The 18,863-nt window shown below is 67.8% G+C and carries 20 protein-coding genes; 13 read left to right on the forward strand and 7 right to left on the reverse strand.

The annotated features are described in order from the left end of the window. Positions 1 to 22: 22 nt before the first annotated feature. Entirely contained in the window at positions 23 to 1,039 is a 1,017-nt protein-coding gene (dusA, locus tag AC0IY0_RS02330) for a tRNA dihydrouridine(20/20a) synthase DusA (protein ID WP_471762962.1), read from the forward strand. Between the two features lie 106 nt (positions 1,040 to 1,145). Here the strand turns inward: dusA and AC0IY0_RS02335 are convergent, their stop codons facing one another. Genes AC0IY0_RS02335 through cobS form a run of 3 tightly spaced genes read right to left on the reverse strand, consistent with a single transcriptional unit; the run spans position 1,146 to position 2,924 of the window. Then, positions 1,146 to 1,838: a retropepsin-like aspartic protease family protein gene (locus tag AC0IY0_RS02335; RefSeq protein ID WP_471762963.1), complete on the reverse strand. Its 693-nt coding sequence runs from the start codon at positions 1,836 to 1,838 to the stop codon at positions 1,146 to 1,148. Continuing rightward, a complete protein-coding gene (locus AC0IY0_RS02340) occupies positions 1,835 to 2,047 on the reverse strand; it encodes a DUF1289 domain-containing protein (RefSeq protein WP_419830138.1) in 213 nt (70 codons plus the stop codon). Before AC0IY0_RS02340 ends, AC0IY0_RS02335 begins: the two co-directional genes overlap by 4 nt. 52 nt (positions 2,048 to 2,099) lie before the next feature. Next, entirely contained in the window at positions 2,100 to 2,924 is an 825-nt protein-coding gene (gene cobS / locus AC0IY0_RS02345; protein WP_471762964.1) for an adenosylcobinamide-GDP ribazoletransferase, read from the reverse strand. Positions 2,925 to 3,056: 132 nt separating this feature from the next. On the opposite strand from cobS, the gene cobT reads away from it, so the two are divergent. After that, positions 3,057 to 4,094, forward strand: a complete 1,038-nt coding sequence (gene cobT / locus AC0IY0_RS02350) for a nicotinate-nucleotide--dimethylbenzimidazole phosphoribosyltransferase (RefSeq protein WP_419830137.1) — start codon at positions 3,057 to 3,059, stop codon at positions 4,092 to 4,094. Between the two features lie 45 nt (positions 4,095 to 4,139). Here the strand turns inward: cobT and AC0IY0_RS02355 are convergent, their stop codons facing one another. Then, positions 4,140 to 5,180, reverse strand: coding sequence for a methyl-accepting chemotaxis protein (locus AC0IY0_RS02355; RefSeq protein WP_461231676.1), 1,041 nt, complete (start codon positions 5,178 to 5,180; stop codon positions 4,140 to 4,142). Positions 5,181 to 5,630: 450 nt separating this feature from the next. On the opposite strand from AC0IY0_RS02355, the gene queD reads away from it, so the two are divergent. Together queD and queC are read left to right on the forward strand one after the other, a co-directional pair. After that, entirely contained in the window at positions 5,631 to 5,987 is a 357-nt protein-coding gene (queD, locus tag AC0IY0_RS02360; protein WP_147909053.1) for a 6-carboxytetrahydropterin synthase QueD, read from the forward strand. Beyond that, a complete protein-coding gene (queC, locus tag AC0IY0_RS02365) occupies positions 5,977 to 6,696 on the forward strand; it encodes a 7-cyano-7-deazaguanine synthase QueC (protein WP_471762966.1) in 720 nt (239 codons plus the stop codon). The genes queD and queC overlap by 11 nt, the downstream gene beginning before the upstream one ends. On the opposite strand, the gene AC0IY0_RS02370 is transcribed toward queC, so the two are convergent. Further along, positions 6,683 to 7,249: a TetR/AcrR family transcriptional regulator gene (locus tag AC0IY0_RS02370; RefSeq protein WP_461231674.1), complete on the reverse strand. Its 567-nt coding sequence runs from the start codon at positions 7,247 to 7,249 to the stop codon at positions 6,683 to 6,685. The two genes, queC and AC0IY0_RS02370, sit on opposite strands and share 14 nt — an antisense overlap. Before the next feature lie 128 nt (positions 7,250 to 7,377). On the opposite strand from AC0IY0_RS02370, the gene AC0IY0_RS02375 reads away from it, so the two are divergent. From AC0IY0_RS02375 to panB, 4 genes are all read left to right on the forward strand, one after another. Then, entirely contained in the window at positions 7,378 to 8,349 is a 972-nt protein-coding gene (locus AC0IY0_RS02375) for a quinoprotein relay system zinc metallohydrolase 2 (RefSeq protein WP_461231673.1), read from the forward strand. A 41-nt stretch (positions 8,350 to 8,390) separates the two neighbouring features. After that, positions 8,391 to 9,209 carry a quinoprotein dehydrogenase-associated SoxYZ-like carrier gene (locus tag AC0IY0_RS02380; RefSeq protein WP_147909049.1) on the forward strand — a complete coding sequence of 273 codons (819 nt, stop codon included), beginning with the start codon at positions 8,391 to 8,393 and terminating at the stop codon, positions 9,207 to 9,209. Between the two features lie 2 nt (positions 9,210 to 9,211). Beyond that, positions 9,212 to 9,808: a rhodanese-like domain-containing protein gene (locus AC0IY0_RS02385; protein WP_471762967.1), complete on the forward strand. Its 597-nt coding sequence runs from the start codon at positions 9,212 to 9,214 to the stop codon at positions 9,806 to 9,808. A 305-nt stretch (positions 9,809 to 10,113) separates the two neighbouring features. Next, positions 10,114 to 10,932, forward strand: coding sequence for a 3-methyl-2-oxobutanoate hydroxymethyltransferase (panB, locus tag AC0IY0_RS02390; RefSeq protein ID WP_147909047.1), 819 nt, complete (start codon positions 10,114 to 10,116; stop codon positions 10,930 to 10,932). Between the two features lie 15 nt (positions 10,933 to 10,947). Here panB and AC0IY0_RS02395 read toward each other — a convergent pair whose 3' ends face one another. Continuing rightward, positions 10,948 to 11,817, reverse strand: coding sequence for a LysR family transcriptional regulator (locus tag AC0IY0_RS02395; protein WP_187278353.1), 870 nt, complete (start codon positions 11,815 to 11,817; stop codon positions 10,948 to 10,950). A gap of 77 nt (positions 11,818 to 11,894) precedes the next feature. On the opposite strand from AC0IY0_RS02395, the gene AC0IY0_RS02400 reads away from it, so the two are divergent. Further along, complete coding sequence (locus AC0IY0_RS02400; protein WP_471762968.1) at positions 11,895 to 13,094, forward strand: YbfB/YjiJ family MFS transporter; 1,200 nt, start codon at positions 11,895 to 11,897, stop codon at positions 13,092 to 13,094. Positions 13,095 to 13,376: 282 nt separating this feature from the next. After that, on the forward strand, positions 13,377 to 15,197 hold the full coding sequence (locus tag AC0IY0_RS02405; protein ID WP_471762969.1) for an ATP-dependent nuclease: 1,821 nt from the start codon (positions 13,377 to 13,379) through the stop codon (positions 15,195 to 15,197). 216 nt (positions 15,198 to 15,413) lie between these two features. Here AC0IY0_RS02405 and AC0IY0_RS02410 read toward each other — a convergent pair whose 3' ends face one another. After that, positions 15,414 to 16,409 carry an NUDIX hydrolase gene (locus AC0IY0_RS02410; RefSeq protein ID WP_147909044.1) on the reverse strand — a complete coding sequence of 332 codons (996 nt, stop codon included), beginning with the start codon at positions 16,407 to 16,409 and terminating at the stop codon, positions 15,414 to 15,416. A gap of 202 nt (positions 16,410 to 16,611) precedes the next feature. Between AC0IY0_RS02410 and thiE the strand changes: the two genes are divergently transcribed. The 3 genes from thiE (at position 16,612) to AC0IY0_RS02425 (ending at position 18,857) form a co-directional block, all read left to right on the forward strand. Beyond that, entirely contained in the window at positions 16,612 to 17,322 is a 711-nt protein-coding gene (thiE, locus tag AC0IY0_RS02415; RefSeq protein ID WP_471762971.1) for a thiamine phosphate synthase, read from the forward strand. Beyond that, complete coding sequence (gene thiD / locus AC0IY0_RS02420; protein ID WP_419830134.1) at positions 17,319 to 18,134, forward strand: bifunctional hydroxymethylpyrimidine kinase/phosphomethylpyrimidine kinase; 816 nt, start codon at positions 17,319 to 17,321, stop codon at positions 18,132 to 18,134. Before thiE ends, thiD begins: the two co-directional genes overlap by 4 nt. A 96-nt stretch (positions 18,135 to 18,230) precedes the next feature. Continuing rightward, a complete protein-coding gene (locus tag AC0IY0_RS02425) occupies positions 18,231 to 18,857 on the forward strand; it encodes a helix-turn-helix domain-containing protein (protein ID WP_147938440.1) in 627 nt (208 codons plus the stop codon). Positions 18,858 to 18,863 lie beyond the last annotated feature (6 nt).

Below are 18,863 nucleotides of genomic sequence, written 5' to 3' on the forward strand. Positions count from 1 at the left end.
GGTCAACACGGATCTTGCACACGTGACGGCGGCTGAGACTTGCGGCGCACTTCCGGGATGGCGGCTTTCCGTCGCCCCGATGATGGACTGGACCGATCGCCATTGCCGGGCCTTCCACCGCACCCTCTCGGCGCGGGCGCGGCTCTATACCGAGATGGTGACCACGGGCGCGGTGCTGCATGGCCCGCGCGAACGGCTGCTTGGGTTCTCCGAGCAGGAGCATCCGGTCGCGGTCCAGCTCGGCGGGTCGGATCCGGCCGAGCTGGCGCAGGCGGCGCGGATCGCGGCGGAGTTCGGCTACGCCGAGATCAACCTCAATGTCGGCTGCCCGTCCGATCGGGTGCAGGACGGCCGCTTCGGCGCCTGCCTGATGCGCGAGCCGGCCCTGGTCGGCGACTGCGTGGCAGCCTTGAAGGCAGCCGTGTCGGTTCCCGTGACGGTCAAGTGCCGGATCGGCGTCGACGACCAGGATCCCGAGGCGGCCCTGGATGCGCTCGCCGACGCGGTCGTGGCCGCGGGGGTGGACGGGCTGATCGTCCACGCCCGCAAGGCCTGGCTCCAGGGGCTGTCGCCCAAGGAGAACCGCGACGTGCCGCCCCTCGATTACGGCCGCGCCGCACGGCTGAAGCGGCGGCTCGGCGCCCTGCCGGTGGCGGTCAACGGCGGGCTGCGCGACCTGGATACGGTGCGCGCGCGCCTCGCCGAGGTGGACGGCGCGATGGTCGGGCGCGCCGCCTATACCGAGCCGGCGCTGCTGCTCGGCGTCGATCCGGAGCTGTTCGGCGTGGCCGCGCCCGTCCCCGACGCCTTCGCGGCCATGGCGGCGTTCGAGCCCTACCTGGCTGAGGTCCTGGCCCGGGGCGAGCGTCTGCATGCCGTGACTCGCCACATGCTCGGTCTGTTCAACGGGAGGCCCGGCGCCCGGGCCTTCCGGCGCCACCTCTCGACCCACGGAATGCGGCCCGATGCCGGACTCCAGACCCTGCGGGATGCGGTCGCCCTGGTCTCGCGCGAAGTGCCGGAGGCGCGGGCGGCGTGAGCGGCGCCCCGTCTCAGCGTATCGTGCCGGGCATCTGTACGATGCGCTAGATCACTGATCCGCATTGTCTTTTCCGAAGGCGGCAGCCGGCTCTCGGAACGATGCTTCAGGGCGGGCTCAGGATCAGCCGGTCGCCTCGGACCTCGTAGGCCGACAGGCGCGTCAGGAAGGTCTGGCCCAGCAGGTTGACGGCCAGCGAGCCCGGCCGCGCCACCATGGCGTTCACCCGGCGCTCGGTGATGGTGCCGATGCGCAGAGAATCCAGCTGGATCGGCGCCGCATACGCGATGCCGTTGGCCGTGGACACCCGGACGGTGAAGTCGGCCGCCGCCGGGGTGAGACCCAGGGCGGCGGCATTCTCGGCGGTCAGCACCACGCTGCTCGCGCCGGTGTCGAACAGGAACGGCTGCACGCGGCCGTTGACCTCGGCCTCGACCCGGAAGTCGCCGTCCGACCGCCGGGTGATCGTGACGCCGCCGCCGGGCCCGGAGACGGCCGAGCCCGGCCGGAGTTCGCCGAGCATCCGGGCCCCAACGCCCTGGATCTGGTCGCGGTAGCTGTAACCGATGACCAGGGCGAGCCCGATCAGCGCCCAGGCCAGGAGCGCCCGCAGGCTCGGGCCGAGCGAGGTCGTGATCTGCCGCCAGTAGCCGGCGACCACCAGGATCAGGATGCCCCCCGTCGAGGCGAGCCCGGCGAGGTGGTCGGGCTCGATTACGCCGCCGATGGTGTCGCTGCCGTCGCTGAGGACCAGCACGGCCATGACCAGCGCGATGGCGGCGAGCCCGAGATAGATCATGACGGCAGCGGCTCCTCGAGAGGAATGAAACCCGCCGCGCGCAGCCGCGCGCCGAGACCGGCCATGATGGTGCGCCGCCGCGCCTCCGGCATCCCGCCCCAGGTGGCGATCTCGTCGCGGGTCCGACCGCAGCCGCGGCACAACCCGCTGCCGGCGTCGAGCACGCAGACCTTGGTGCAGGGGGACGAGGGTTTGGGCGCGGGCTGCATCGCGGATCCTTGGCCGACGGATCGTGGCCCGATCAAGGCCCTGAATGCCGCATCAATCCGCCAACGCCGCCACCAGGGCCAGCAGCGCGGCGATCTCGGCGAGCTGCTGGCAGGCGCCGATCACGTCGCCGGTCTGGCCGCCGATCTTGCTTCGGGCGAGCCGGGTGAGGGCGAGCGCCGCGAAGCCGGCGCACGGGATCATCAGCGCGACGCCGGCCACCGGCAGGCCGAGGAGAACGCTTCCCAGCGCGACGGCGAGGCCGCTGCCGAGGGCGATCCGAAGGCTCCCCCGGTCCGGGCGGCCGACCGCGGCGGAGAGCCCCCCGGGGCGGGCCGGCGGCAGCAGCACCATCGGGGCGAGCGCCGCGAGCCGCGACAGGGCGGCGACCAGGACGAGCGCGGTCGCGGCGGCGTAGCCGGCGCGGTCCAGGAGCGTCGCCAGCGCGCCGATGCGCAGGGCGAGCGCTAGGACCAGGGCCGCCCCGCCATAGGCGCCGATCCGGCTGTCACGCATGATCTCCAGGCGCCGTTCTAGCGTGGCGCCGCCCCCGAAGCCGTCGGCGACGTCGGCCAGGCCATCCTCGTGGAGCGCCCCGGTGGCCAGGACCATGACGGCCACCGCGAGGGTCGCGGCCAGGAACGGCCCGAGCCCGATCCACCAGCCGGCCGCCAGCGTCAGGGCGGCGGGCAGGGCCAGGATCACGCCGGCCAGCGGCAGCATCCGGGGCAGGGCGGTGAAATCGGGGACCCGGTGCGGATCGGGCTCGCCGGGCAGTTGCGGCACGGGCAGGCGGGAGTAGAACCGCAGGCACCCGGCGAGGTCGTAGAGGGCGCCGCGCCCGGGCCAGTCGGCCTCCCCGCCGGTCTGCCTGTCCATCGCGGTCACTCCCCCACCGCCCCCGGCGGGGCGAGCCGATCGCGAACGGTCGGGCGGCGCAGGACCACTATAGTCGCCCCGCCACGTCGCCGTCTCCCCGTTCGCGGGCGCCCACAGGAAATCATCGCCGCCATGACCGACGCCGCCAAGACTGATCCGGGTCCGTTCGACGACATCCGCAACCTGCTCAAGGCGATGCCGGGCCCGGACCGGGACGCGCAGGAGGCGGTGGCCGCCCGGGACGCGAGCCTGACCAAGCCGGCGGGCTCGCTCGGACGGATGGAGAGCCTCGTCTCCTGGCTGGCGGCCTGGCAGGGCAAGGCGCCCCCGAGCCTCGACAGGCCGCTGGTCTGCGTCTTCGCCGGCAGTCACGGGGTGACGCGCAAGGGCGTCTCGGCCTTCCCGGACGCGGTCAACCGCCAGATGCTCGACAACTTCGCGGCCGGCGGGGCGGCGATCAACCAGATCTGCGCGGCCTACGGGCTCGGCTTCAAGGTGTTCGACTTGGCCCTCGACATGCCGACCGGCGACATCACCGAAGGCCCGGCGCTCGATGAGCGCGCCACCGTGGCGACCATGGCGTTCGGCATGGAGGCGGTGGCCGCCGGCACCGATTGCCTCGGCATCGGCGAGATGGGCATCGGCAACACCACGGTGGCTGCCGCCCTCTACGCCGCCCTGTTCGGCGGCGAGCCCGCCCACTGGGTCGGACGCGGCACCGGCGTCGACCGGGATGGGCTCGCCCGGAAGGTGGCAGCCGTCGAGGCCGCGCTGGCTTACCATGCCGGCCATCTCGACGACCCGCTCCAGGTGCTCGCCCGGCTCGGCGGCCGCGAGATCGCCGCCATGGCGGGCGCGATCCTGGCGGCCCGGCTGCAGCGCATCCCGGTGGTGATCGACGGCTACGTCGCCACCGCGGCGGCGGCACTGCTGCACGCCGTGGACCCGACCGCGCTCGACCATTGCCTGGCCGGCCACGTCTCGGCGGAGGGCGTCCACGCGGAGGTGCTGGAGCGGCTCGGCCTGGTGCCGCTCCTGGCCCTGGGGATGCGGCTCGGCGAGGGCTCGGGGAGCGCCATGGCGATCGGCCTGCTCAAGGGCGCGCTCGCCTGCCACACCGGCATGGCGACCTTCGCGCAGGCGGGCGTTTCAGGGAAGAGCGGCGGGTAGGCGTAGGACCGGACCTCGACGCGCTCGCCTCATTGAGGTCCGGTCTCAGGCGATGGATTTCTGCTCGATCACGCCACGCCACCCCATGCCCCGATAGGTCTCGTAACCGGGCGTCTCGTGGAACGCGACCAGGGCGCCGCGCTCGTTCAGATAATAGCCCTGCGCTTGATCCTCGGTGCGAAGTGGGTAGGTCTCGCTCAGCATGCCCTGCCCCCACGAGCAGGCGATCACCCGGTGGCGCGCGTCCAGAAGCATCACGCGGGTCCGCTCCTTCTCGCCGGCCCCTAGCCGGACGCCGTCGACGATGGCCTTGGCTTGCGGCTGCCAGTCGAAATGGATCGCCAGAACGCCAAGTGGCGCGCCGTCGCTTCGACCGTCGGCGCGAATGCTCGCGCAGTAGGTGGCGACTTGCGCGCCCCGGAGCCGAGTCTCGGTCCGCACGTCGGCCACAGCGAAGGCGTCGCCGCTCCGCAGTGTCACGGCATCCCTGAACCAAGATTCTCGCCCGACCTCCGAGCCGACGACGTCCGGGTATGTGTCGGGGCGGCCGTTCGCGAGGACGCGGCCGTCCAAATCGCACAGCCACAGGTCCAGGTAGACTGTGTACGCAGAGAGGATGACGCCCAGACGTTGTGTAGCGTAGGCGGCCGCCTCCGCGCTCGGGTCGGAGCCGCATGCGACGACCGCCGCGTCCGTTGCCCACCAGCGCACGTCGCAGGTCCGCTCGTAGAGATTACGGTCTATCAACTCGACGGCGTTCAGGGCCAGGTCCACGCTGCGGACGGCGGAAGCCTCGTCGGTCAGGCGGCTCACTGCCTGGGTCAGATCGTCGACGCCGGTACTCAGGTCCAGACGCAGGATCGAGGTCAGTCGATCGACCTGCGTCGACACGGCGCGGACTTCCTGGGCGACGACCGAGAAGCCCAGCCCCTTCTCGCCGGCATGCGCCGCCTCGATCAGCGCGTTCAGAGCCAGCAGCTTCATGCGGCTGGCAATGGTTTGAATGGATGTCAGATGCGAGGTCGCTTGGCTCTTCAATGTCTGGGCCGATATGTTCACAAGATCCGCAACAGCAAAATTGCTCATATCCGCCTCATGCGTTTGACATAACGGGAATATTATCGAGTAAATCTGGCGTGAATAAATAAGCATGATTTATGCCAGACGATATGATGTCATGCGGTCTCGTCAAAAATTTGATTTTGATAATATATCTATACTACAAATTATCAACTTGCTGTCACACGTTAGGTAGAAATTCTAAAATTCAGCACAATATTATTATCGTAGCAAGTCAATTTCGAAAAATCTACGACTTTGCATAGATATAGGAAAACAGACGCAGAGAGGAAACGCCCATCGGCACGTCACGCTCATTCACGCCCTGGAGAGGCTGGGGCATCACAGCGGACGCTGGCGATCCGAGGGGAAATGGAGACGCGTCAGCCGGTTGCCTCCGTCGAACCATGTTTTGCATGGAGGCTATCGTCGGCGCTATTCCGGCGCTCCGACCGCCCGGCCTTGCGACCGCGACCCATGAACATCACCCAAGCCTTCACCTTCGAGGCGGCCCACCGGCTGCCGAACGTGCCCGCGACGCATCGCTGCCATCGGATGCACGGGCATTCCTACCGCGTCGAGCTGACCGTCTCCGGGCCCGTGGATCCCCATACCGGCTGGGTGATCGACTTCTACGAGATCGAGAGCATCTTCGGGCCGCTGCTGGCGCGGCTCGACCACCATTGCCTCAACGAAATCGAGGGGCTGGAAAACCCGACCGCCGAGAATATCGCGGCCTGGATCTGGCAACGGCTGCGGCCGGATCTGCCGGGGCTCGCCCGGGTGCGGGTCGCGGAGACGCCGATGTCCTGGGCGGAGTACGATGGCGACTGACGACACGATCATCGGCGACCGCTCGGCGCTGGTCCTGTTCTCCGGCGGCCAGGATTCGGCCACGTGCCTCGCCTGGGCGCTCGACCGGTACGACCATGTCGAGACGTTGGGGTTCGATTATGGCCAGCGTCACCGGGTCGAGCTGGATCGTCGGGCCGTGCTGCGGGCCGGCATGGGCCGCATCGACCCCACCTGGGCGGGACGCCTCGGTGACGACCACACGGTCGCGCTCGAAGCGCTGGGAAAAATCTCCGAGACGGCGCTGACCCGGGACGCCGAGATCGGGTTCGAGGCGTCGGGCCTGCCCAACACCTTCGTGCCCGGTCGCAACCTCGTGTTCCTGACCTTCGCGGCGGCGCTCGCCTACCGGCGCGGCATCCGGCACGTGGTCGGCGGCATGTGCGAGACCGACTATTCCGGCTATCCCGATTGCCGGGACGACACGATCAAGGCGCTGCAGGTCGCGCTGAACCTCGGCATGGAGCGCCGTTTCGTGCTGCACACGCCGCTGATGTGGCTCGACAAGGCGCAGACCTGGGGCCTCGCCGAGGCTCTGGGCGAGCGGGCGCTCGTCGACCTGATCGTGGAGGACAGCCACACCTGTTATCTCGGCGAGCGCGGGGCACGGCATGCCTGGGGCTACGGTTGCGGCACCTGCCCGGCCTGCCGGCTGCGGGCGGACGGCTTCACAAGGTTCACCGCGGCCTGAGACCGTCCACCAGCACCGCCAGCGTCCCCGAAAACGCCGCCGGGCTCGCGAACAGCCGCTCCATCAGCAGCGCCCCCTCCAGCGTAGCGATGACGTAGCGGGCGAGCGCGGCCGGTTCCTGGCCACGCTGGACGCTGCCGTCAGCCTGGCCCGCGCGCAGGATCGTCTCCAGCCAGGCGAGATGCGTCTCGAAGAACGCCGCGATGTCGGCGCGCAGGCGCTCGGGCAGGGCCTCGCCCTCGATGGCCAAAGCCGCGCACAGGCACCCGAGCCCCTGCTCGACGCCGCCGAGATAGAGCCGGCCATAGGCCGCGATCCGGCCGGGACCGTCCGGCACCGCGGTGCCGATCCCCGTGAGGGCGTCGTCGTAGCGCGCCGCGTAAGCTGCCACCAGGGCGGCGCCGAGATCGACCTTGGTGGGAAAATGATGGTGGATGCTCGCCTTGCGGATCCCCACCGCTCCGGCGAGGTCGGCGTAGCTGAAACCGGCATAGCCGCGCCCCCGGACCAGAATCTCGGCTTGGCTCAGCAGCTCGGCCCGTGTGTCGCGCATCGCTCAGACATCGTTTCTGGGGCTCGCGCGAACGTGTGACGGTCCGGGGCCCGACCTCCAACATGCCACTTGACCACCGAAAGATCTACCTACTTAATGGTAGGCAAGAAGAATAGGGAGGTTCCGGCATGACGGCGTCCGCCGTCCATCAAGGCGAATCCGTCGCCGTAGGCCGCCCCCTGTCGCGGCGTGACGCCCTGTTCGCCGGCCTCTGCCTGTGCTGCCTGCCGGGTCTCGGGCGCGCCGCCGAGGGCTTCGCGATGGAGGAGGTCGGACCCGGCATCTTCATGCGCCAGGGCCTGACCGCGGACGCTTCGACCGACAACGCCGACGCCATCGCCAATATCGGTTTCCTCATCGGCCGGGACGGCGTGCTCGTGACCGAGACCGGCGGCAGCTTGGTGGACGGCCAGTGGCTGCGGGCCGAGATCGCCAAGCGAACCCCGAAGCCGATCACCCACGTGGTGCTGACCCATGTCCATCCGGACCACGTGTTCGGGGCAGGGGCCTTCGTGCAGGACAAGCCGGTCTTCATCGGCCACGCCAAGCTCGCCGAGGCCCTGCGTGCGCGGGGCGAATTCTACCGTCAGCGCCTGATCGAGATGCTCGGCGCCGATCGCACCGGGCCGGTGGTCTACCCGACGCTGAGCGTGGCCGACACGGCCGAGATCGACCTCGGCGACCGGCGCCTGACCTTCACGGCGCACGGGCCGGCCCATACCAGCTGCGACCTGTCGATGCGCGATTCCGCCAGCGGCCTTCTGTTCCCCGCCGACCTGCTGTTCGTGAACCGGATCCCGTCCCTCGACGGCAGCCTGCGGGGCTGGCTCAAGGAGATCGAGCGGCTGAAGGCCATGGGGGCGACCCGGGCGGTGCCGGGCCATGGGCCGGTCTCTGTCGATCTCGCCCCGGCACTGGACGACCTGAGCGGCTACCTGACCGCCCTGCGCGACGGCACCCGGGCGGCGATCGCCAAGGATGTCTCGATCGAGAAGGCGGTGGCCAGCGTCGCCCGGGACCAGCGGGACAAGTGGGCCCTGTTCGACACCTATAACGGCCGCAACGTCACCGTGGCCTATCAGGAACTCGAGTGGGAATAGTCGCTCGAACCTCCATATTGAGACCAACCGGGAGAAACGCCATGACGCTCAAGACCGCCCACGCGGCAGCGCTCGCCCTGATCCTCGCAACCACCGCCCTGTCGGGACCCGTCCGGGCCGCCGGCGCCTCCGACACCGAGCAGGAGCGGACCGCGCGCTGGCAGGAGATCGCCAAGTCGATCTTCGGCGACCGCGCCATCGAGACCACCGACAACCTGGTGAAGATCGACGCGCCGGCGCGCGCGCTCGACGCCGCCCTGGTCCCCATCACCCTGACCATGCCGCAGGACGGGCAGATCAAGGCCGTGTCGCTGATCATCGACGACAACCCGGCGCCCTACGCGGCCCGGTTCGAGTTCGGGCCGGCCGCCGACCCGACGGAGCTAAAACTCCGGGTGCGGGTCAACAACTACACCGACATGCATGCCGTGGTGGAGACCCAGGACGGCAAGCTCTACGAGGCCAAGCAGTTCGTGAAGGCGTCCGGCGGCTGCTCGGCCCCGATGGGCATGAGCGACGAGGAGGCCATGAAGGGCATGGGCGACATGCGGATGAAGTTCGCCGAGACGAAGGTCGGCAAGCCCGTGGAGGCGACGCTGATGATCCGCCACCCGAACTTCTCCGGCATGCAGATGAACCAGGTCACCCGCGACTACACGCCGGCCCGCTACATCGACAAGCTCACCGTCTCGGCCGGCGACCGCAAGGTCTTCACCATGACGGGCGACATCTCGATCGCCTCGAACCCGGTGATCAACTTCGCGTTCAAGCCGGACGGCAAGCCGCTCCAGGTCGCGGCGAGCGACAATGCCGGCGGTAGCTGGCAGCACAGCTTCACCCCGCCGAGCCCGACGAACTGACCATGCGGCGCGCATCCCTGATCGGTCGGCTGGCGGCGGCGTTGGCCGCATTCGGCTGCCTCGCTGCCGCACCGGCCGATTCCCCCGTCAACGTGCCCGAGCCGGAGGGGCTCTACGCCGGTCCGCCCAAGGGCTACACCCCGCAAACCCTGCAGGGCGCCACGGTGGTCGATGCCGACGCGCTCGCCGCCCTGATGGCGGGGCCGGACAAACCGGTGCTGATCGACGTCGCCGCCCCCGACCGCAAGCCGTCGAACTTCCCCGAAGGCCGCCTCTGGCTGCCGGTGCATCCCTCGATCCCCGGCTCGATCTGGCTGCCGCTGGCCGGGGCCGAGCCGATCGCCCCGGAGCGGGAGGCCCTGTTCTACGCCCGGGTCGCGGAGCTGACCGGCGGCGAAACGGGAAAACCTGTCGTGGTGTTCTGCCATGTCGAGTGCTGGGGTAGCTGGAACGCGGCCAAGCGTCTGGTCCGCAAGGGCTATACCGGCGTGCGCTGGTTCCCCGAGGGCGTCGAGGGCTGGCAGGAGAGGCACGAGACCATGACCCTGCGGGAGGATCCGGCCTGGAAGGCTGCCGCCGAGCCCCAGGCGGGACGCTGACCCGCGGGGCGGTGCGGTGTATGAAGGGTGCCAGAAGCGCTGGGACGGGCCCGTCCTGTACGGGCTCGTTCAGCACGTGGGTCTCCTTCCCCCTCTGCGGGGGAGGGTGGCTCGCGAAGCGGGTCGGGAGAGGGGAGCGCCGTTTCCGAAGGGGTCGCGGCGGAGCTGAGATCCTGCTTCGTCGTGCTGCGCATCTCCCGACCTCTGCTGACGCAGGGGCCATCCTCCCCAACGAACGGGGAGGAAAAACCGTGGTGTTTCGGGCGCCCTCCGCCGACCCCGATGAGCCGAAAGAGGTCTGAACCATGTCGCAGGTCGTGCAGTCGCGCCGGCTCCGAGCCATCGACATCGGAAAGCGCAAAGCCGAGGGGCGCAAGATCATCGCGCTCACCGCCTACCATGCCCACACCGCCGGCATCGTCGATCCCTATTGCGACTTCATCCTAGTGGGCGATTCGCTCGGCATGGTGATGCACGGGATGGAATCGACCATTCCGGTGACCCTGGAGATGATGATCCTGCAGGCGCAGGCGGTGATCCGCGGCACCGCCAAGGCGTTGGTGGTGGTCGACATGCCGTTCGGCTCCTACGAGGCGAGCCGGGAGCAGGCCTTCCTCAACGCCGCCCGGGTGCTCAAGGAGAGCGGGGCGGGGGCGATCAAGATGGAGGGCGGGGCGCATTTCGCCGAGACGGTGGCGTTCCTGGTCCAGCGCGGCGTGCCGGTGATGGGCCATATTGGCCTGACCCCGCAGGCGGTGAACACGATGGGCGGGTTCAAGGTCCAGGGCCGGGCGCCGGACGACGAGCGCCGCCTGCTGGAGGATGCCCGCGCGATCTCAGAGGCCGGGGCCTTCGCGATCGTGCTGGAGGGCATCGTCGAGCCGGTGGCGCGCGCCATCGCGACGTCCCCGCAGGTCACCGCCGCCACCATCGGCATCGGCGCCTCGGCGGTCTGCGACGGGCAGATCCTGGTGCTGGAGGATATGCTGGGCCTGTCCGAGCGCACTCCCAAGTTCGTCCGCCAGTTCGGGTCGCTGCGAGCCCATATCGAGGACGCCGTCAAAGCCTACGCCGACGCGGTGCAGGCCGGGCGGTTCCCGGCGGACGACCACACCTACGGGTAGGGGCGACCACGCGCCCTACGCCGGCGCGCTGGTCCCGGCCGCATCGGGCAGCAGCATCGTGAGCGCGCGCAGGGCCGCGCTGGCCTCCCCCTTCCAGACCAGGCGGGTCCGGTTGACGCGCAGGTGCGGCGGCAGCGGATGGCGCTCGACCGCCGTGCTCATCACCGCATTGTCGAGCACCGCCGCCGGCACGATGGCGATACCGGTGCCGGCGGCCACGCAGGCCACGATGGCGTGGTATGAGCTCATCTCCAGAACCCGGTCGTAGGACGCCCCATCCTCCGCCAGCCACGCGATCAGGCGCTGGCGATAGGAGCAGCCGTGCGGGAACGCCACCAGGGTCCGCCGGCCGGAGCCGTTGCCGATCTCGGACGCGTTCCGGCCGGTGATCAGCACCAGTTCCTCGTCGAAGGCCGGCACCGACGACAGACTCACGTGATCGAACGGTTCGGAGACGAAGGCCGCCTCGATCTCGAAGCGCTCGAGGTGCCGGAGCATGGCGCGGCTCGTCCCGGTCTGCAGCTCGATCGTGACGTCGGGGAACTGTGCGTGGAAGGCCGACAGGATCGGCGGCAGCCGCGCGCCCGCCGCGCTCTCCAGCGAACCCAGCCGCAGGACGCCGCGGACCACACCGCTGCGCAGCTCCTGCTCGGCCAGATCGGCCATCCGCAGCAGCGTCTCGGCATGGCCCAGGAGAATGCGTCCCGCCTCGGTGAGGTTCAGGTTGCGGCCCTCGCGGCGGAACAGGGCCACGCCCAGCCGCGCCTCGAACTGCTTGATCCGGGTCGTCACGTTGGACGGGACCCGGTGCAGCCGCGTCGCCGCCCGCGTCACCCCGCCCTCCCGGACCACGCAGCGGAAAATATCGAGATCGTCCAGATCCATCGTTCTCATCAAGAGAACCGTACGTCACAAAAATTAATTTTCCAAGAACGTCTGATCGGTATTCAAGAGGTGCCGCCATGAGCACGCACCCGCACGCCCCGACCGATCCGAAGCACCCAGCCTGGCCAATCGTCGCCAGCGGCCTCGTCGCCCTCGCGGTCGCGATGGGGATCGGCCGGTTCGCCTTCACGCCCCTGATGCCGCTGATGATGCGCGACGGCACCCTCACCGCCGCCGCGGGCGCCGAATGGGCGGCGGCGAACTATGTCGGGTACCTGGTCGGTGCGCTGACGGCCCCCTGGTTCGCCCGCGCTCCGCTCCGGGGCCTCCTCCTCAGCCTCGTCGGCGTAGCGCTGACGACGGTGGCGATGGCGGCGGCCGATCACGCCGCACCCCCCGGCCTCGGGGCAGGATTGCGGGCCCTGGCCGGCGTGTTCAGCGCGTGGGCGCTGATCTGCGCGAGCGGCTGGTGCCTGGCCGAGCTTGCCCGGTGCCACGTCGCGCGGCTCGGCGCGTGGATCTACACCGGCGTCGGCCTCGGCATCGCGCTGGCCGGCGCGCTGGCCTGGCTGGGCGGAACCCAACCGGCGACGCGGCTGTGGCTCGAACTGGGCCTCGTCGCAGGGCTGGGTGCGCTGCTCGTCGGGTTCCTGTCCCGGGGACAGGGCATGGCCCCGGCCCGGATCGAGGAGCGCGCGGGCGCGTCCTTCGCACGTCCTTCCCGGAGCGGGCAGGCGGCCCTGGTCCTGTGCTACGGCATCTTCGGGTTCGGCTACATCGTGCCGGCCACGTTCCTGCCGGCGATGGCCCGCGAGCTGGCCTCGGACCCCCGGGTGTTCGGCCTGACCTGGCCGCTGTTCGGCCTCGCCTCGGCCCTGTCGGTGGCGGCGGCGGCCCGGTGGCTGGCGAGCGTGCCGCGGCGGCTTCTCTGGGCGTCGGCCCAGGGCCTCATGGCGCTGGGCACCGGACTGCCCCTGGTCGCCCACACCCTGTGGGCGGTCGCAGCCTCTGCGGTGCTGGTGGGCGGCACCTTCATGGTTGCCACCATGGCGGGCCTGCAACTGGCCCGCGAGGCGCGGCCCGACAACCCGACGCCGCTCCTCGCCCGCATGACCGCCGCCTTCGCGGCCGGGCAGATCCTCGGGCCGGTGCTGGTGCGCCTGCTGGGTCCCGGCCGCCGCGCCGGCTGGGACGCCCTGGACTGCACCGGTGCCATCGCGACCGTGCTGCTGGTGCTGACCGCCCTGTGGCTGTGGCGCGCCGCGCGCGCCGGCTGAGGGCCTCGTGCTCGCGTCAACTCGGTCCACTACGCTCCTATTCCTTTGACCATGAAGCCCCTCATGAAGGAACGGGGGCTCCAATGATTCCTGGTGAAGGACCATACGTATGGATAAGGCCGTTGAGTGACTTGGGGGCGGATAAGATCCCGCTCCTGGCTCGTTATGGCACTCGCACGGCGGCGGCGCTTCGGCGCGACGGGAAATGAGTGAGTCGCATGCAACTTTAGCGAAATTTCAAGGAGAACCCGATAGGTGGGTATTTACCTAGGGAGTGATACCTTGATCGATCACCTTTCCATTCGAAATTTTCGCTCGATCGTTGCTGCCGATTTTCCAGCAAGGTCAATCACCACATTGGTTGGCGCGAATGACGCAGGGAAGTCAAATGTGCTTCGCGCTCTGAATCTCTTTTTTAACGGAGAAACCAACGCCGGAGAATCATTCGAATTCTTGAAGGATTTCAACCAGTTCGCCACAACCCCCCAACGCAAAGCAGCTCAGATTGAAATTAAAATTACTTTAGAATTACCACAAAGTTATCAGAGAGAAGATCTTCCGACAAAAGTCGAATGGTGCAAATTTTGGCGACGTGAGGGTGAAGTAACACGGATGGAGACCCGAAAGTTCGTTGATGGCACGGACTTTCCTCAGAGGAGCAAGATTCCATCACTTCTGGACCGCATACGATTTACTTATGTACCCGCGATCAAAGACAAGGCTTTCTTCGCTGATTTGCAGGGCCGGCTCTATGATGTTTTATCATCTGTTGCCGAGGGCCCACTTAAAGATTCGGCTGGAGCGTTTCAGGCTCAACTCGGCGCTCAGCTACATGAACTGCTGAACACTTTGCACGTTGCATTCGGCGCAGAAGCAACCATGCGACTGCCTGAAAATCTACGCCAAATATTTGAGAATCTAGAGATAAATTCTGGAGAAATACCGCTTTCCCGAAGAGGAGATGGTATAAAAATTCGCCATATCCCTATGATACTCAATTTTATCTCCGTGAAACGTGACGAATTGTTAACACGCGGAGGGGTCCGCTACACGCATATTTGGGGCTTCGAGGAGCCCGAAAACAATGTCGAAATGTCCTCCGCCTTTCAAATGGCGGGTGAATTTGTCGATTTAATTACTGATACCAAGCACTTTCAACTATTCCTGACAACGCATTCCCCAATTTTTTATCGCCTCGATCACCATCGTCCGGAAGCCGCAGAATGGCTAGTCTCTCATTTTGTTTCCAAAAATGGACGGGATACTTGTGTCGAAACGCGCTCACCTGACGAAGTTGATGAGAGCATGGGCCTAATGCCTATCGTCGCCCCATACATTACACAAGCGAAGGCGCGCTTTGACGAGCTAAATAGCCAGCTCATTAACGTACGTGCAATTGCGGCCCAACAACGTCCGACCATCTTCGTAGAAGGCGAGAACGATATATTAGTTCTAACTCGATCTTGGGAGGTTTTTGCAAATAATGCGATCGGAACCATAAACTTAAGCTCCGGCGAAGACGCATATGGCGGTGCTAACGCATTACAGAGCCGAGCTTTGGCTTGGCTCCTAACCTTACGTCATCGTCCAGTTGCCGAGAGGGTAAAGTGCGCCGCCGTGTTTGATGCGGATCCAAGTGGCAGCGCTGCAAAAACGAATTTAACCAATGAAATGGATCGTCTAAATCTGACAAACTTAGGATTGAAAGTTGTCAGCCTCCGCACTCCACCATGTCTAGTGCCTTTGGCGCGATCTGGATTCAGAATACCAGTCGACCTAGAGTCATATTACTCTAACGAGATGTGGCAGCGAGCAAAATCGAGTGGGTGGCTAGAACCCGTAACTGAACTCAACACTTTGCTGTCGCCTAATATGGTACAGAGTATGGTTGACGGAGGAGCAAATCCATTCCAGTCGCTAGACGCTAACGATGCATTGAGACTTAAATTCAGATTCAGCGACAACGGGAAACGCAACGCTGCACGCAGGATCACAAGAATGTCAGTTACGGAAGCCGAACAGGAACTCGCGAATTATAAACCACTCGTCTTGGAATTGCTGCGTCATTTTGGCTTCCCTCAACCTGATCAGCAAGCAGCATAAAATCTTATGACCATTATGAAAAAACAATTTCATCACGTCTAAATTTTACCGATTTTTTATCTCGACGCGTTATTGAATATGCATCTCCAAATTGTCGTCACGAACCCGGATCTCGTGACGACACATTATTATTTATTACATCGACCATTTACGAACAGAATAGTTGCCTTTCGTTACAATACCTCAGTCCAAGCTGACGATTTATAATTCTGCATTTTACCCCACCCGCCGCGAGGGCAGCCGCAACCCCGGCGCCGGCCGTTCCAAGAGCACCTCCCGGCGGAAGCGCACCAGGCGTGCCGGCCGTCCGGCGGTGCCGCTGGTGAGGGCCTCGGTCTCCTCCACCAGACCCTGCTGGGCGACGAGCCGTCGAAAGTTCTGCTTGTGCAGCTGCGTGCCCGACAGGGCCTCGACGGTGCGCTGGAGCTGGAGCAGCGTGAAGGCCGGCTGCATCAGCTCGAACACCACCGGGCGATACTTGATCTTGCCGCGGAGCCGGCCGATCGCGGTGGCGAGCACCCGGCGGTGGTCGAAGGCCATCGGCACGCCGGTCGGGTCGTTCGGCACCGCCGGGCCGGCATTGCCCTTCGCTTCCGGGATCAGGCCGGCCTCGAACAGCAACTCGTAGCGCTCCAGCACGCGCTCCTCGTTCCAGGTGCCGCCGTTCATCCCGAAGGTGAGGCCGAGCCGGTCGAGGCGGCGGGTGCGGATCGCGCAATCCGCGGGCTCGGCGGCCCAGGCGGCGAGCCGCGTCTCGATCGCGTCGAGCTGGGGCGGCCGGCCTTTGCGGAAATCCTCGTACGGGAGGTAGCGGTACCAGTTCTGCCACGCCGCCTCGGCCAGGCCGGCCGGGCGCTCCTCCCGGACCAGGGCGAGGTAGGCCACCGAGAGCGAATGCGCGTCCGGCATGTCGGCGGTGCCGGAGCGGTCGCGGTCGCCGAAGGTGTAGAGCTGCTCGACATAGCCGAGGCGCTGGTGCGTCTGCCGCTCGACCCAGGCGCGCAGGCCCCGCTCCAGGGTGGCGTGCTCGGGCACGAGCGGCCCGGCCGGGAGGCCGTCGCCGCGGCCCGGGGCCTGATCCGGAACCCGAATGGTCAGGGCGCGCGGCTCCCCCTTGGTCGCCGCGACGATCACCGCGACGAGGCCCACGGAGGAGCGCTCCGGCAGGGCCTGTGCCCCGCGCGCACCCGTCTGCGCCTCGCCGACCGCCATCGTCCCTCTATAAAACCTCTCCCGCCGGGTGCGGGATCTCAGATCGATACGTCTCTATAGGGGCACAGGATCGCCGCGCGTCAACGCGGCCGTGTGACCGGACGTCTTGCAAAGCCGGCGGCCGCTGCCCAAACAGGGCCGCCCGAGATGCGCCGGCGCGGGGCCGGCGCGGGGCCAGTTCCGGCGGGGGCCGGCGACCAGAATGGCAGCGCGCGCGAACTCCGCGACAGCCGGAAGCCGGCCCGTCGACCTGCGGCTCTACGGCGTCCTCGATGTCGGCGTCTGCGGCGCCGACGGCGATCACTTGGCGCGGCTCGCCGCCGACGCGGCGACGGGGGGCGCGACCCTGCTCCAATACCGCGAGAAGGACATACCGGACACCCGCGCCGCGCTGGCGCGGATCCGGGCGATCCAGGCTGCCGTGGGCGGGCGGGTGCCTGTGCTGGTCAACGACCGGGTCGATCTGGCCCTGGCGGCTGGGGCGGACGGCGTCCATCTCGGACAGAGCGACCTGCACCCGGCCGAGGCGCGCCGTCTCCTCGGGGAGGGGGCGATCATCGGGCTGACCGTGAAGACCGCCGCCCAAGCCGACGAGCTGTACCGGCTCCCGGTCGACTACGCCTGCATCGGCGGCGTGTTCGCCACCACCAGCAAGGACAATCCGGACCCGCCGGTCGGCCTCGACGGGTTTTCGCGCATCGCCTTCCGGGCCCGGCTTGCCCGGGGCTCCGGCTTGCCGCTCGGCGCCATCGCGGGCATCGGCCTGCACAACGCCGCCCCGGTGATCGCCGCCGGTGCGGACGGCGTCGCGGTGATCACCGCCCTGTTCGGGACCGAGCCGGTGCGCCAGCGCGCCCGGGAGCTGCGCGCGGCCATCGACGCCGCCCTGGCGGCGCGGGGAGACGCGAAGTGAGCGGCGCCAGCCCGATCGCGGTCACCATCGCGGGCTCGGATTCCGGCGGCGGCGCCGGCATCCAGGCAGACCTCAAGACCTTCTCGGCCTTGGGCGTCTACGGCGCCAGCGTGATCACGGCGCTCACCGCCCAGAACACCCGAGGCGTCCAGGGCATCCACGACGTGCCGGCCGATTTCGTGGCCCGGCAGATCGACAGCGTCTTCTCCGATCTGGCGGTCGATGCCGTGAAGATCGGCATGCTGTCGCAGATTGCGGTGATCGAGGCGGTCGCCGACGGGCTGTCACGGTGGGCCGGGACCGCCCCGGTCGTCCTCGACCCCGTGATGGTCGCCACCAGCGGCGACCGGCTGATCTCGGAGGACGCCGTGGCGGCGCTTCGCGAGCGGCTGATGGGCCGGGCCGACCTGATCACCCCCAACCTGCCGGAGGCGGCGGTGCTGCTCGGCGAGCCGGTCGCCGGGGACGAGGCGACAATCGTGGCCCAGGCCCGCCGCCTGGTCGGGCTGGGCGCCCGCGCCGTGCTGATCAAGGGCGGGCACGGGACGGGGGCGATGAGCATCGACCACCTCGTGATGCGGGAGGGTCACGCACAGACCTTCGCGGCCCAGCGAATCGCCACGCGCAACACCCACGGCACCGGCTGCACGCTCTCCTCCGCAATCGCGGCTGGGCTCGCCCGGGGCCTGACGCTGCCTGAGGCCGTGACGGCCGCCAAGGATTACCTCACGGCCGCGCTCACCGCGGCGGACCGGCTCGCGATCGGCGCCGGCCATGGGCCGGTCCACCACTTCCACGCAATCTGGCGCTAGCTCCCGATCGCCCCTGCCTTGCGTCGGGGCAGCGATTGCGTTTGAAGAAGCGCACGATCGTTCGGATAATGGAACGGCCAGGGTGGACCGGTGACGATGCAGGACCAGGCGGAACGGCCCGACCGGACGCGCGGACGCGACCTGTTGACCGGGGCACAGGTGCTCTCCGGCCAGCTCGGCAAGACGATCCAGCGCCTGCGCAAGGCCTACAACCTCTCACTGTCGGAACTCGCCGAGCAATCGGGCGTGGCAAAGTCGATCATCAGCCAGATCGAGCGCAACGAGACGAACCCGACGCTGGCGACGATCTGGCGGCTGTCCCAGGCGCTCGACGTGTCGATCGACCGGGTCCTGGCGTCGAGCGACGAGGAGCCGTTCATCGAGAAGACCTCCCGGGCGGACACCCCGATCCTGGTCTCGGAGGACGGCAAGGTCCGGCTGGCGATCATCGGCTGGATCAAGACGATCGAGTGGCTGCAATGGTACGAGGTCACGGCCGACCTCGGCGGCGTCCTCGATTCGGACCCGCACCAGCGCGGCTCGGTGGAATCGCTCTCGGTCGCCGAGGGCGCGTTCGAGGTCGAGATCGGCGGGATCGTGCAGCGCGCCCGGACCGGCGAGACCCTGCGCTACCGCTGCGACCGGCCCCACCTCGTGCGCTGCACCGAGGGCCCGGCCCGGGCCACCATGGTGGTGATCATGAAGGCCGCGGTGATGGAGTAAGGCGAC

Source organism: Methylobacterium sp. AC315 (assembly GCF_979253755.1).